The 13,655-nt window shown below is 41.6% G+C and carries 13 protein-coding genes; 6 read left to right on the top strand and 7 right to left on the bottom strand.

Annotation, left to right across the window (positions count from 1 at the left end; genetic code table 11):
- Positions 1-182 precede the first annotated feature (182 nt).
- Positions 183-722, top strand: coding sequence for a hypothetical protein (locus ACFOWS_RS01060; RefSeq protein ID WP_366584888.1), 540 nt, complete (start codon positions 183-185; stop codon positions 720-722).
- Between the two features lie 3 nt (positions 723-725).
- Here the strand turns inward: ACFOWS_RS01060 and clpX are convergent, their stop codons facing one another.
- The 7 genes from clpX to ACFOWS_RS01025 form a co-directional block, all read right to left on the bottom strand.
- The gene (gene clpX, locus ACFOWS_RS01055) at positions 726-1,961 is read right to left on the bottom strand and encodes an ATP-dependent Clp protease ATP-binding subunit ClpX (protein WP_366584886.1); all 1,236 of its coding nucleotides are present in this window, start codon (positions 1,959-1,961) and stop codon (positions 726-728) included.
- Between the two features lie 91 nt (positions 1,962-2,052).
- A complete protein-coding gene (gene clpP, locus ACFOWS_RS01050) occupies positions 2,053-2,733 on the bottom strand; it encodes an ATP-dependent Clp endopeptidase proteolytic subunit ClpP (RefSeq protein ID WP_379762078.1) in 681 nt (226 codons plus the stop codon).
- Positions 2,734-2,824: 91 nt separating this feature from the next.
- Positions 2,825-4,147, bottom strand: a complete 1,323-nt coding sequence (gene tig, locus ACFOWS_RS01045) for a trigger factor (RefSeq protein WP_379762077.1) — start codon at positions 4,145-4,147, stop codon at positions 2,825-2,827.
- Positions 4,148-4,247: 100 nt separating this feature from the next.
- A complete protein-coding gene (locus ACFOWS_RS01040; RefSeq protein WP_379762076.1) occupies positions 4,248-4,592 on the bottom strand; it encodes a phage holin family protein in 345 nt (114 codons plus the stop codon).
- Positions 4,593-4,672: 80 nt separating this feature from the next.
- Positions 4,673-6,190 carry a G-D-S-L family lipolytic protein gene (locus tag ACFOWS_RS01035; RefSeq protein WP_379762075.1) on the bottom strand — a complete coding sequence of 506 codons (1,518 nt, stop codon included), beginning with the start codon at positions 6,188-6,190 and terminating at the stop codon, positions 4,673-4,675.
- 134 nt (positions 6,191-6,324) lie between these two features.
- Positions 6,325-7,095: an alpha/beta fold hydrolase gene (locus ACFOWS_RS01030; RefSeq protein ID WP_379762073.1), complete on the bottom strand. Its 771-nt coding sequence runs from the start codon at positions 7,093-7,095 to the stop codon at positions 6,325-6,327.
- On the bottom strand, positions 7,095-7,811 hold the full coding sequence (locus tag ACFOWS_RS01025) for a pyridoxine 5'-phosphate synthase (RefSeq protein ID WP_379762071.1): 717 nt from the start codon (positions 7,809-7,811) through the stop codon (positions 7,095-7,097). The genes ACFOWS_RS01030 and ACFOWS_RS01025 overlap by 1 nt, the downstream gene beginning before the upstream one ends.
- A gap of 86 nt (positions 7,812-7,897) precedes the next feature.
- Here ACFOWS_RS01025 and ACFOWS_RS01020 point away from each other — a divergent pair, with 86 nt between their 5' ends.
- The 5 genes from ACFOWS_RS01020 to bamA all read left to right on the top strand — a co-directional run bounded on the left by ACFOWS_RS01020 (position 7,898) and on the right by bamA (position 13,619).
- Positions 7,898-8,554, top strand: coding sequence for a CBS domain-containing protein (locus ACFOWS_RS01020; RefSeq protein ID WP_379762070.1), 657 nt, complete (start codon positions 7,898-7,900; stop codon positions 8,552-8,554).
- Between the two features lies 1 nt (position 8,555).
- Entirely contained in the window at positions 8,556-9,437 is an 882-nt protein-coding gene (locus tag ACFOWS_RS01015; protein ID WP_379762068.1) for an NAD kinase, read from the top strand.
- 112 nt (positions 9,438-9,549) lie between these two features.
- Positions 9,550-10,233 carry a type IX secretion system protein PorG gene (gene porG, locus ACFOWS_RS01010; protein ID WP_379762067.1) on the top strand — a complete coding sequence of 228 codons (684 nt, stop codon included), beginning with the start codon at positions 9,550-9,552 and terminating at the stop codon, positions 10,231-10,233.
- Position 10,234: 1 nt separating this feature from the next.
- Positions 10,235-10,975: an isoprenyl transferase gene (locus ACFOWS_RS01005; RefSeq protein ID WP_366584866.1), complete on the top strand. Its 741-nt coding sequence runs from the start codon at positions 10,235-10,237 to the stop codon at positions 10,973-10,975.
- A complete protein-coding gene (gene bamA, locus ACFOWS_RS01000; RefSeq protein WP_379762066.1) occupies positions 10,947-13,619 on the top strand; it encodes an outer membrane protein assembly factor BamA in 2,673 nt (890 codons plus the stop codon). The genes ACFOWS_RS01005 and bamA overlap by 29 nt, the downstream gene beginning before the upstream one ends.
- Positions 13,620-13,655: the final 36 nt, after the last annotated feature.

The following is a 13,655-nucleotide window of genomic DNA, read 5'->3' as shown; positions in this document are numbered from 1 at the left end:
AACCATTTATAAGGAATAATATGCATTTTGTACAATTGAACAAAATTTAACGAAAACGTTTTCGTAGGTTTGAACGCTTTATCGAACAAACGTTTCTTTTGAACAAAAAAAGGTTGTGGTTCCGGCTTTAATACTGAAATTTCCCTCATCAAATCTTTTAATAAACACTAAACCAATAAACAATGGCAGAAAAACTAGTTGTTATCTCAGACATGTGGGGCGTTAAGAAAGGTCTCTGGATTGCGTCTTACTTTGGGTACTTACAGCAATACTATGACATCGCTTTTTACGATTGCCAACAATTGGGCAATGTGGACGTACCTGTTTCCACAGAGGAAAATATTCATAATGCCTTTGTAAATGGAGGTATTGATACTGCTGTGGCCCATTTGCTCAAAATAGAAAAAAAACCTAGCCACTATCTGGCTTTTAGCACAGGTGGAACAGTTGCTTATAAAGCTGCTTTAAAGGGCCTTCCCGCGAAATCTTTAACCGCTGTATCTTCAACAAGAATACGTTTGGAAGATCAAAAGCCCAACATCCCATTAAAGTTAATTTACGGTGAGCACGATACGTTTAAACCAGAAATGGAATGGGCAAAATCTTTAGGGGTCGACTTGAATATTGTCCCTAATTTTGGTCACCATTTGTACACTGACGAGAAAATTATTTCCCAAGTATGCTTAGGCCTTTTGGAAAAAGTCACCAAAAAAGCAGTGTAAACTTTAGGATACCACTTTTAATTTTTTGATGGTCTCGTAGGAGAGTTTTTCTTCGGCATAGGCCTTGGTAACCTTGAATTCGTTCTCGTCGCTGCTGGGCAGTTCGAACATAGCATCGGTGAAAACTGCTTCACAAAGCGAACGAAGCCCTCGGGCACCCAATTTATACTCCACTGCTTTCTCCACGATAAAGTTTAAAGCCTGTTCGGTAATGGTAAACGTGATACCGTCCATGGCAAAAAGCTTTTCGTATTGTTTTATGATGGCATTTTTAGGCTCCGTAAGGATTGCGCGCAAAGTTTTGGCATCCAAAGGATTCATGTGGGTGAGTACCGGGAGTCTACCGATGATTTCGGGAATCAACCCGAACTCCTTTAAGTCTTTTGGAATGATATACTGAAGAATGTTCTGGTTGTCCAGTTTATCCTCAGCTTTTGAGGCGGCGTATCCTACGGCCTGCATGTTCAAACGTTTGGTTATGATACGCTCAATGCCGTCAAAGGCACCTCCGGCCACAAAAAGAATATTTTCTGTATTGACCTCGATGAATTTTTGATCGGGATGCTTACGGCCGCCTTTGGGTGGAACATTTACTGTGGTTCCTTCCAAAAGTTTCAAAAGGCCTTGTTGCACACCTTCACCGGATACATCACGGGTAATGGATGGATTGTCGCTTTTACGGGCAATCTTATCGATTTCATCAATAAAAACAATCCCCCTTTCGGCTTTTTCAAGATTGTAGTCAGCAGCTTGTAACAATCGTGTTAGGATACTTTCCACATCTTCCCCAACATAACCTGCTTCGGTAAGTACAGTAGCATCAACAATGGCAAGTGGTACGTTGAGCATTCTGGCTATAGTTTTGGCAATCAAAGTCTTACCTGTACCTGTTTGCCCAACCATGACAATGTTACTTTTTTGAATCTCTACATCATCCTCCTTGCTTTTGGGCTGTAGAAGTCTTTTGTAGTGATTGTACACTGCTACGGACATCACCTTTTTGGTGCGTTCTTGTCCTATGACAAAAGTGTCCAAGAAATCCCGGATTTCCACAGGTTTTTTGAGGACCAATTCCGATGAAAGATCTTGATTTTTAGATTGTTTGGACTCTTCCGCAACAATACTGTGGGCTTGCTCTATACATCTGTCACAGATGTGGGCATCAAGGCCTGCAATCAATAAATTGGTCTCTGGCTTCTTTCTTCCGCAAAATGAACATTCCAAGTTTTCCTTTGCCATATATCTCTAGCTCATGTTTCAACCACTAATAACGCAAAAAAAATGAATTTGTTCTAATTCAAGTAGTTGATATGAAATTAATTATACTTCTTTACGATTTTTCCCGAACCAAAATTTCGTCGATCATACCATATTTTTTAGCTTCTTCCGCCTTCATCCAGTAGTCTCGGTCACTGTCCTCATATACTTTGTCGTAAGACTGACCGGAATGTTTGGATATGATCTGATATAACTCCTCTTTTATCTTAAGTACCTCTTTGGCCGCAATTTCAATATCGCTGGCCTGACCTTGTGCTCCGGAAAGAGGTTGGTGGATCATCACTCTTGAATGTGTCAACCCACTTCGTTTCCCTTCATGCCCCGCACATAGCAATACAGCGGCCATGGATGCGGCGATACCGGTACAAATGGTTGCTACATCTGGCTTTATGAACTGCATGGTGTCATAAATACCTAACCCGGCGTAGACACTACCCCCTGGGGAGTTGATATAGATTTGGATATCTTTTGAAGCATCTGAACTTTCCAAGAAAAGCAATTGTGCCTGCACAATATTGGCTACTTGATCATTGATGCCTGTTCCCAAAAAAATGATGCGGTCCATCATTAATCTAGAGAATACATCCATGGCTATGGCATTCAACTGACGTTCCTCAATAATGTTGGGCGTCATGTTCATGGGGTACATGGTACTCATGATCTGATCATAGTACATGCTGTTTATACCGTGGTGCTGTGTAGCGTATTTTTTGAATTCTTTTCCGTAATCCATAGGATTTCTTTCAATTTTTCTTAAAAAAAAGGTGCCGAAAAATTAGCTTTTCGGCACCGTAAAGATACTTAATATTTCTTTTAGCCCAAGGTTAGCTGTATGCCTCTTTGACAAAGTCGTCATAAGTGACCTCTTTTACCTTGAGATTGGCTTTCTCTTTGTACAAATCCAACAGTTTTTGGCTCATTAATTGTTCTGAGAGGCGTTTTACCTCATCTTGATTGCCCAAAACTCGCCCGGCAATGCTCTCCAATTCCTCTTCCTTCGGGTCCATGTGACCGTATTGGGCCATTTGGGACTTAATGAAACCTTTGGCAAACTCCTTCAATTCATCAAATTGTACTTGAAGGTTGTTCTCTTGGATAATCTTACCCTCAATAAGTTGGTAACGAAGTCCTTTTTCGGATTTTTCGTATTCTTCTTTGGCCTCATCCTCAGAAAGCACATTCTCGCCACTGATCTGAATCCATTTTTTTAAAAATTCGGCAGGAAGCTCAAATTTGGTGTCATCAATGAGTTTTTCAGTGATGTCATTTAGCAATTTCTGGTCGGATTGCTGCTCAAACTGTTTTTCAGAATCTTCCTTAATTCTTTCCTTCAACTCTTTTTCCGAAGTTACCTTGCCTTCCCCAAAAAGCTTATCGAACAATTCTTGATCTAGTTTGGCAGGTTCCCTTTCATTGATTTCCTCAATGGTGAAGGTCACATCTATGTTCAATTTGTCCGTCTTATCACGGGCAATACCCAATGCGCTGGACAATAAGTAGTCCTCTTTAAATAGACTTTTTGTGGAAAGTGTTACCGAATCGCCTACTTTTTTCCCAACAAGGGCATCAACAGCCTTTTTGCTTTTAATATTGTTGATTTCAATGGTGGTCTTGTGATCAATATCTTCTTCTTCATTGGCAAAGAAGCCAGTAACCTCATCTTTTTTGCCCACTTCATCTTTTGAAACAAGTTTCCCGTACTGTTTTTGAATACGTTCCACTTGTTCGTCAATCATCTTTTTGTCGGCTACAATTTTATATTGGGTAACAGCTTTTTTAGTCTTCAAGTTAACATCGAAGTTTGGAGCCAATCCCAATTCAAACTCAAAATCGAGATTATCGTTGTCCCAATCAAAATTCTCTTGCTGTTTGGGAAGTGGATTGCCCAAGACATCCAATTTTTCCTCAGTAAGGTATTTGTTGAGATTGTCCTGCAACAGCTTGTTCACCTCATCTACCAATACAGCCTTTCCGTACTGCTTTTTTATAAGTCCCATAGGAACCTGTCCTTTCCGAAATCCAGGGATATTGGCCTGTTTTCTGTAGTCTTTCAGGATTTTTTCTACTTTGTCTTGATAATCCTCTTTACTGATGGCGACTTTTACAACTGCATTAAGATCGTCAATCTGCTCTTTAGTAATGTTCATCTCCTACCTAATTTGCTATTCAAAAATGGGTGGCAAAAGTAATGCATTTTTGGTTTGGCAGCAACTTTTTAAAGCGTTGAATGTCAAACAAAAGTCCATTCTATACATCTTCCTTGAGAATGGAGTGTAAGACAGACTGTAAAAAGGAGAGCAAAAGACTAAAAATTAGGGCCCACCAAATATTCACCACTTGAAAGCCATCAATAACGTTGGCGGCAATGAGAATTATTATTGCATTGATAATCAGTAGAAAGAGTCCAAGTGTGACAATGGTGATTGGCAGTGTTAAAATAACCAAGATGGGTTTCACGATAAAGTTAAGAATGCTCAAGACCACCGCCACGATGATAGCAGTGAGCATGGAATCCACTCCTACACCGGGCAGAATATAGGAAAGGATAACTACGGCTAAAGCGTTCAATAAAAGTCTCAAAATCAGTTTCATGAATTTATGTTTTAAGGTTGTTTGAATCAAAAAAGGCACCGATTAAACGGTGCCTTCAAGATAATGAAATAAAACGTTGTTTAGTTAATGTATAGTCCCGTATAATCCAAGGGGTTTACCCCGGGCAAATTGGAACCGTATTTAGCATTAATGGCTTCTATGAAAGCATTGGCAAGAATGGCATAACCTCTTGGAGAAGGGTGGACCCCATCAAGAGAGAATCCGCCTCCTGTTGCAAAGGTTGCAGTGACAATACTTCCATCTGATTGTTGAAAACCACTGGTTCTTAATTCAGTCAATAGGGCATTGGCGTCAACAAAGGCCAAATCGTAAGCGGTAGCCAAAGCTGCAATGGTCTGGTTATAGGCGGCCAACGCGTTTTCTACAAGTTCTTGCTCTGCGGGAGTCAACACCCATTGGTCTGCAAGTGGGATGGCAACGCCATTGATCGAAGTAGGGTCGGCTGGATTGGCCAAAGTACCGATAAACGTTCTTGAGGTCAATACCATTAAATCTTCTTCAGTTGCTTGCCGCATATTGATTAAAGCGGGATTGAACCCTGTTAAATCCGTAAGGTCTTCATCAATGATGACCACAGCATTTCCTTCACCTGCAGAAAAGCTGATGGTTCGTTGAGCCAATTCATCTTCTGTAATGGCACCCAGTCCTTGTAATTGGGCCAACCCTGCATTATAGGCGCCATAAGCACCATTAAGTAATTCAGCTGTAGCGCCATCCAAAGGAACAGGATTATGCGGTACCGTGGTGAAATAGGGAATATCCGTTACATTGGGCAAATTGGCGATAACACCATCTGCACCATTGGCCGTCATGGCTTGAAGGATGGCATCCAATGTGCCTGCAAAAACATTGGGGTCGGTTAAATCGTTTCGGGAATAGGTGCTGGGGTCTAAGTTTCCAGTTTGGTCCATCCCAGTACCGCCTCCAGTGGTATAAAGAAGTACATCGTTTGCTCCGGTCCATAGGGTGAAAAACGATGGATTTTGAGCCACCGCATCTCCAACTACCGTTGCACTTTCCCCTGATGAAAATCGTACAAAATAGGGGTTTGCGGCACCAACGGCCAAGCCGGCCAAGCTACCGTAACCAGGCGCAAGAAGCTCATAACTTTTAGAACCGGGAACTCCCATATTGTTGAAGGACCCAGAAAGTTTATTGGTTATCTCAGTGCTTCCCTGCCCAGAAACTGGGGTAGGCGCCGGACCGCTTGCTGCAAAGGTCAAAATCAGTCGGTTGCCGATATCTGGCGAGCCGTCCATATTGGCATCTGTTTCGCCACCAATAGTGGCACCTCCTAGGTTGTCCGCCATATAGGGAATTTCAAAAGAACCTCCTCCCACTAGGGCAAAATTGGCCGCAAGCATGTTGGGAAAAGAGGCTTCTTGGCCCGCTCTAAAAAGCGCGTTGTCCGAAAAACCGGCCGTAAGGGAGTTCCCTACGGCAACGTAATTTGAAAAATCCGCTGTTCCAGCAGTGTATTCTACAGGGTCTGGTGTGTTGTCAATGGGGGTAGTATCTTCTTCACATGCAATCAAGAATAGGCCTAAAAAGGGAAGTAAGGCATACAACTTTTTCATATCCAAAATCTATTTGAGTTAGTTTATGTTAAACTTATGGTTAAAACGGGGTTAACCAAAACTAGGTCAAATTTGTTATTCAGACAATAAAATAGGCAAAAAAATTATGCATGCATAATAAAATGGGGTAAATTTTATGAATTTAGAAAGGTGAAGGTCTTTTTAAAAAACTGTTTGGGGTTTTCTGCATGTAGCCAATGTCCAGCTTTATCAATGGTTTCAATTTGGGCTTTAGGGAAATGCCGTTTGATTTCAGGAAAGTCATTGGACTGTATATATTCGGAACGGTCACCACGAACGAATAGGGCAGGACCCTCATAAACCGCATTGGGAAAAATGTTTTCGCCAATCTCCTCCATTCGCTCTTTGAGTACCTTATAATTGAAGCGGAATCCCAGTTTTTCTTTTTCAACCCAATACAGGTTTTTGAGCAAAAATTGACGAACCCCTCTATCTTTTATGTGTTTTGCCAGTTCTTCATCAGCCTCCCTGCGGTCTGATATCATGTCAAAATCCAAATGGGCAAGGCCATTGAATATGAATTCATGGTGCGGCGGGTAATATTTTGGGGCAATATCAGCCACGATTAATTTGGTGACCCTGTCTGGATGCGAAGTGGCCAATTGCATAGCTGTTTTTCCGCCCATGGAATGGCCCAATACAAATGCGGAATCTATGTTGTGATGGTCCATATAATTGATGACATCATCACTTAATAGGTCATAATTAAAATCATCGGAATGAAAACTTTTACCGTGGTTACGTTGGTCTACCAGATGCACTTCAAACCCATTCTCTGCATATTGGGTTCCCAAAGTCTTCCAATTGTCCGACATGCCCAAAAAACCATGTAAGATGATAAATGGCTTTCCTTCTCCCTCTATTTTCGAATGTAAAACCTCCATTATTTCAATTTGTTCAAGTACATGTTGACGACGTTTTCTATCCCCAAGTAAATGGATTCGCAGATGAGGGCATGACCTATGGAAACTTCCAACAAATGGGGAATGTTTTCTTTGAAAAACTTAATGTTGTCCAAACTGAGGTCGTGTCCTGCATTAATGCCCAAGCCCAACTCATGCGCCATCTTGGCAGCATCGATAAAAGGCAGAATACTTTCTTCTTTTTTACCTTGGTCGTACAAGTGGGCAAAACTTTCTGTGTAAAGTTCAATGCGATCTGTGCCCGTTTCGGCAGCACCCTTTACCATATCAACATTGGGGTCCACAAAAATGGAAGTGCGAATGCCACTCGCTTTGAAGGTTTTTATCACATCTACTAAAAAATCCTTGTGTTTGATGGTGTCCCAACCAGCATTTGAGGTGATGGCGTCCTCGGCATCGGGTACCAAGGTCACCTGTGTGGGCTTAACTTCCAGCACCAAATCAATAAAATTGGGGATGGGATTGCCTTCAATATTGAATTCGGTGGTGACCACTTTTTTCAAATCACGGGCATCTTGGTAACGAATGTGGCGTTCATCCGGCCTTGGATGAATGGTAATGCCCTGTGCCCCAAAAGACTCAATGTCTTGGGCCGAAGTTATAAGATTGGGAACGTTGCCGCCCCTTGAATTTCGTAAAGTTGCCAGTTTATTTATGTTGACACTTAACTTTGTCATGGAGTTCTTTTTTAGATTGGCAAAAATAAGAATTAGGCATGCCTTTTGCGATTTAAAATTAGTATTTTGCACCTAATAGAGATTCTATGCAGATTCAGAACCAAATTATAACTACCGTTCCCATTTATGAGGTTTCGGAAACTTTGAAGGACGCCATTCAATTTTTTGAGGAGACCACCTATTCCCATGTGGCCATTACAGAAAATGGCACCTATTTGGGATTATTGTCCGAAAATGACTTGGCCTGCTTTGAACCCGACAAGAAGATTGAGGAATTCAGGTATGAGTTGGAAAACTTTTTTGTGACCAAGGAAACCTCTTGGTTGGACGTGCTTGAAATGTTCTCCCGAAATGAGGCTAATATCTTGCCCATTTTGGACCAGAACCAGATAATTACGGGTTACTATGATTTAGAGGATATCGTGAGCGTGTTCATAGACACTCCTTTTTTTAAGGAACCGGGCGGCATTCTTGTAGTTTCGGTTGGAATAAAAGATTATTCTTTCAGTGAAATTGCCCAAATCGTGGAAAGCAACAACGCCCGTTTATTGGGAGCTTTTATAACCAATTCGGAGAATGACATTGTTGAGATTACCCTAAAAATCGGCGGCCAAAACTTAAATGAGGTGGCCCAGACCTTTAGACGATACAACTACACCATTGTCTTTGGAAATAGTGACGACCAGTTTTTGGAAGATTTAAAACAGCGGTCAGATTATTTGGAAAAATACCTTAACGTGTAACATGAAGGTTGCTATTTACGGTCAAACTTTTCAGGACGAGGACAGAACCTGTATGCTGGAACTTTTGGATGAACTCCAAAAGATAAGCTCAGAGGTGTATATCGAAGAAAAATTTCTTCAACTGGTTTCCGGTTTTTCCAAAGAACTTTTTAGAGGTACGTTTTCCCAATTCAAAGGATTGGATTCCACCTTTGATATGTTCGTGAGTTTTGGAGGTGACGGTACCATGTTGCGTGCGGTAACCTATATAAAGGACTATGGAATTCCCATTGTTGGTGTAAATACGGGCCGACTGGGGTTTTTGTCGACTTTTAAAAAAGAAAGCGTTCGTAAACTGGTCACCGAGTTTGTGGCCGGGCACTATTCGGTTGAAGAACGGACCTTGGTTGAGGTGGAGCTCAATTCGGATTTGGATGAATTCAATGGACTTAATTTTGCGTTGAACGAGGTTACGGTCAGTCGTAAGGACACCACCTCCATGATCACAGTGGAAACGTATTTGAACGATGAATACCTTACATCGTATTGGTCTGATGGTCTTATTGTCTCAACCCCAACAGGCTCCACAGGATATTCATTGAGCTGTAACGGTCCGGTGATCGCTCCATCGGCAAAAGCGTTGGTTCTAACCCCCATTGCGCCACATAATTTAAATGCCCGGCCTCTGGTCATTTCCGACGATACCGAAATACGGTTACGGGTTTCCGGAAGGGAACAGACCCATTTGGTCTCTTTGGATTCCAGGATTGCAGATATACCTAATGGCAAGGAAATCAAGATAAAAAAGTCCAATTTTACCATCAAAATGATAGAGTACAAATCAGAAAGTTTTTGGAAAACACTTCGCAACAAATTGCTTTGGGGGGAAGATCGCAGGAATTGAACATGTCAAAAACAATAAATGGGACTAAAAACTGTTTAACAAAGGAGAACCATCATAACAGTATACTTATTGACCTTCCTTTACTCTTAATACGTGAAATTTTTTGGATAGTATGCGAATAGTTTTGGCTATTTTTTTGTGCTGTATGTTCAAGGTCAGTGCGCAGACCTATGAAATTGGAGTCTTTGCGGGTGGGGCCAACATGATAGGGGATGTGGGAAGGACCAATCATATCTTGCCGTCCGGGCCTGCATTTGGCGGTATTTTTAAATGGAACAAAAGCAAAAGGTACGCTTGGCGTGCCAGTGTTTTATATGGTGATGTTACCGCAGATGATACAAAATCGCACATGCAATCCCGCCAACAACGCGGTTATATTGTGGACAATTCCATTTTGGAAGCTTCCTTAGGGTTGGAATTTAACTTTGTTGAGTACAATCTTCATAAGCTCGGACCGGCCTTTACACCCTATCTTTACACGGGTTTTACTTATTTCAGGTATGATTTTATGTATTTTGATGCCCTTCAAGTGCAGGATATTAACCAAAAAGAAGGTAGTTTTGCAATTCCAATGACGGTTGGGGCAAAGTATCGGTTAAATCAATTCCTGATTCTTGGCGCCGAAATTGGAGCCCGGTATACGTTTACGGACAATTTGGACGCAAGTAACCCCGAAGGTTCCAATTTTGAGCAATTTAGATTCGGCAATATATTGAGCGATGACTGGTATGTTTTCACGGGTTTTACACTCACGTACACCTTTGGAAGAAAGCCCTGCCAGGATTGTTTTCAATAAAATGCATACGCTAGACGAGGTCAACAAAGAGAGATTGCCAAAACACATTGCCATCATTATGGATGGAAATGGGAGATGGGCCAAACAACGCGGTAAACTTCGTGTCTTTGGGCATGAAAATGGAGTGGAAGCAGTGAGAAACACGGTTGAAAACTGTGCCAAACTGCAAATAGAGTGCCTAACTCTCTACGCTTTTTCCACAGAAAACTGGAACCGTCCCAAAGTGGAAGTGCAGACCTTGATGAAGCTTTTAGTGGCCTCATTGCGCAAGGAATTGGAAACCCTCAACAAGAACAACATCAAACTAAAAGCCATTGGCAAGATTGACTCTTTGCCCCAAAAGGCCCAAAAAGAACTTTCCGAAGTCATATCAAAAACATCAGAAAACACAGGAATGATCCTTACGCTGGCCCTTAGCTATGGCTCTAGGGATGAGATAAAAAGCGCTGTAAAAGAGATAAGTGCCAAAGTTAAAAATAATATAATTTCACCGGAAAATATTGATGAAGCCGTTATAAATACACATCTTTACACGCATTTTTTGCCAGATGTAGACTTGCTTATCCGCACCAGCGGTGAACATAGGATAAGCAATTTTTTATTGTGGCAGATTGCATATGCCGAATTATATTTTATTGATGTATTTTGGCCTGATTTTAGAGAGCATCATTTGGTAGAGGCAATATTAAGTTACCAAAATAGAGAACGACGATTTGGAAAAACTAGCGAACAACTCAATTAAAGGTATAAAAAACTGCATAACACCATACCTGAAATTACTTCTCCCCTTATTACTTTTCTCCGCACAGGGCTTTGCTCAGGACATCCCCTTTGAGGACGGAAAGCAATATATTTTGGGAGGGCTCACGGTCACCGGTCTTCAAAGCTATAATGAGCAGACGGTCAAGACCTATACGGGTCTGCGTGTAGGACAACCTATTACGGTTCCCGGGGACGAGATCAGTGCAGTGATCAAAAAGTTGTGGAGCTTAGAGTTGTTCAGCAATGTGGAGATGTACTACACCGATATTGAGGATGACAAGATTTTCTTGGAATTGAACATCACCGAACGTCCTACCTTGGCCAATGTAACCGTATATGGCGTTAAAAAACGTAAGGTAGAGGATATCATCAACGATACCGACCTTAAAAAAGGAAAGAAAATTACTGAAAGTTTAATCGCCAACACCAAAAACTACCTTCAAAACAAATATAAAAAACAAGGATATCTCAATGCCAAAGTAAATATTGCCACTGCACCGGATACCTCGGCCACCAATACCGAGAACATGGTGATCAATGTCAACAAAGGCGATAAGGTAAAAATCAGGAGCATCACTTTTGAGGGTAACGAAAAACTCTCCAACAAGCGTCTCAGAAAATCATTAAAGAATACCAAAAAGAAGAAATTCTATCGTTTTTGGAAGAAATCCAAATACATTCAGGAAGATTATGAGGAAGACCTTTCCAATTTGGTGGACACCTATGCCGAGAGAGGATATAGGGATGCAAGGGTGCTTTCTGATACCTTTATCAAGGTTAATGAAAAGAACATCGACCTAAAGATTAAGGTCGAAGAAGGGGACAAATACTACTTCGGGGACATCAATTTTGTGGGGAATACGGTTTATACAGATCGACAATTGAGCCAGGTTCTAGGGATTAGAAAAGGACAAACCTATAACGGGGTGTTGCTCAAGGAACGGATAGCCGATGATTCTAAACCAGATGCCAATGATTTGACCAACCTTTACCAAAACAATGGTTATCTATTTTCCAGTATCAACCCGGTAGAAGTATCTGCCGTAAACGATACCATCGATTTTGAAATTCGGATCATAGAAGGAAAAGAGACTTTCTTGGACCACGTAACCGTTACCGGAAACGACAAGACCAATGACCATGTAATTTTTAGGGAGTTGCGTACAAGACCAGGTCAAAAATATAGCAAGGATGATTTGGTAAGGAGTATCCGTGAATTGGGACAGTTAGGGTTCTTTGATGCTGAGCAGATAAAACCAGATATCCAAAACCCAAACCCCAATGAAGGAACTGTGGATGTTAATTATAGCTTGGTGGAAGCAGGTTCCAGTCAAATAGAACTACAAGGTGGATTTGGTGGCGGTGGCTTCATAGGAACATTGGGACTTTCGTTCAGTAATTTCTCCTTAAAAAATATTTTTAATGGCGAGGCGTACAAACCGGTGCCCATGGGTGATGGTCAAACGTTTGCCTTACGTTTGCAGGCCAGTAGAACCTTCCGCGTGTACAGTCTTAATTTTGCCGAACCATGGTTGGGGGGTAAAAAACCGGTGCGTTTCAATCTGTCGTTGTCCAGGACCCAACAGTTTGCCACTGATTTTACCAGCAGAGGAAGGATTGATGTGGATAAGAGTAGAGGGTTCTCCATTACCGGGGTTTCCGCTGGTCTGGCGAAACGGGTGACCTGGCCAGATGACTTTTTTACGGTATCCCACTCGTTGAGCTACCAGTTATATGATTTTAATGATTTTAACAATGGATTGTTCAATTTTGGTAACGGTAGCTCCAATTCGTTGAGCTATACCTTTGGTATATCAAGGAGTTCCCAAGGCCCGAATAGAATATTTCCCATGTCCGGGTCAAACTTCGAGATTACAGCTAAGTTTACCCCACCGTATTCCCTATTTAGTTCAAAGGATTACAAGCAACTTAAGGAAGATATTAGAACAACTACCGAAAGACTTTTGGAAATTGGGCCCAACCCTACAGACATTGATGAACAGTTGGAGTTTGCGCGGTTGAGCGATAATTTGGAACAATTTGAAGAAGAGCGTTTTAAGTTATTGGAGTTTTATAAAGTCAAGTTTAAGGGAGATTGGTATACAAATTTGGTGGACAAATTGGTGCTGCGAACCAACGCAGAGTTTGGTTTCCTTGGTGCCTATAACAATGATATTGGTAATGTTCCCTTTGAGCGTTTCTTCGTGGGAGGTGATGGTCTTGGAAACTTTACCTTGGATGGTAGGGATGTGATTCAGCTAAGGGGATATGAAAACAGTTCGCTAACGCCGTTCAGTACCAACCCGATTACCGGAAACGCTGAAAGGGATGGAGGAACCATATACAATAAATTCTCATTGGAGTTGCGTTATCCGCTCACCCTGAAGCCATCAGCATCCATTTATGCACTGTCATTTTTGGAAGCAGGGAACGCGTTCAACAATTTTAGTGAGTTTAATCCGTTTGAATTAAAAAGATCTGCCGGAGTGGGGCTACGTATTTTTATGCCGGCATTCGGTCTCTTGGGAATTGATTTTGGGTACGGCTTCGATAGCGACGCACAACCTGCATCAGTAGGGCCAAGTGGCTGGCAAACGCACTTCATCATCGGGCAGCAGTTTTAATCAAAGGAAAATAAGAATCGTGTAGTTTATAAATAG

It is taken from the genome of Flagellimonas marina, assembly GCF_042651185.1.
Taxonomy (GTDB): Bacteria; Bacteroidota; Bacteroidia; order Flavobacteriales; family Flavobacteriaceae; genus Flagellimonas; species Flagellimonas marina.
The sequence above is the reverse complement of the archived record's forward strand: the minus strand, read 5'-3'. Positions and strand labels throughout refer to the sequence as shown.

Excerpts from the sequence above, each read along its gene's own strand:
- ACFOWS_RS01060 (WP_366584888.1), top strand. The coding sequence starts at position 183 with ATGGCAGAAAAACTAGTTGTTATCTCAGACATGTGGGGCGTTAAGAAA.
- clpX (WP_366584886.1), bottom strand. The coding sequence starts at position 1,961 with ATGGCAAAGGAAAACTTGGAATGTTCATTTTGCGGAAGAAAGAAGCCA.
- clpP (WP_379762078.1), bottom strand. The coding sequence starts at position 2,733 with ATGGATTACGGAAAAGAATTCAAAAAATACGCTACACAGCACCACGGT.
- tig (WP_379762077.1), bottom strand. The coding sequence starts at position 4,147 with ATGAACATTACTAAAGAGCAGATTGACGATCTTAATGCAGTTGTAAAA.
- ACFOWS_RS01040 (WP_379762076.1), bottom strand. The coding sequence starts at position 4,592 with ATGAAACTGATTTTGAGACTTTTATTGAACGCTTTAGCCGTAGTTATC.
- ACFOWS_RS01035 (WP_379762075.1), bottom strand. The coding sequence starts at position 6,190 with ATGAAAAAGTTGTATGCCTTACTTCCCTTTTTAGGCCTATTCTTGATT.
- ACFOWS_RS01030 (WP_379762073.1), bottom strand. The coding sequence starts at position 7,095 with ATGGAGGTTTTACATTCGAAAATAGAGGGAGAAGGAAAGCCATTTATC.
- ACFOWS_RS01025 (WP_379762071.1), bottom strand. The coding sequence starts at position 7,811 with ATGACAAAGTTAAGTGTCAACATAAATAAACTGGCAACTTTACGAAAT.
- ACFOWS_RS01020 (WP_379762070.1), top strand. The coding sequence starts at position 7,898 with ATGCAGATTCAGAACCAAATTATAACTACCGTTCCCATTTATGAGGTT.
- ACFOWS_RS01015 (WP_379762068.1), top strand. The coding sequence starts at position 8,556 with ATGAAGGTTGCTATTTACGGTCAAACTTTTCAGGACGAGGACAGAACC.
- porG (WP_379762067.1), top strand. The coding sequence starts at position 9,550 with ATGCGAATAGTTTTGGCTATTTTTTTGTGCTGTATGTTCAAGGTCAGT.
- ACFOWS_RS01005 (WP_366584866.1), top strand. The coding sequence starts at position 10,235 with ATGCATACGCTAGACGAGGTCAACAAAGAGAGATTGCCAAAACACATT.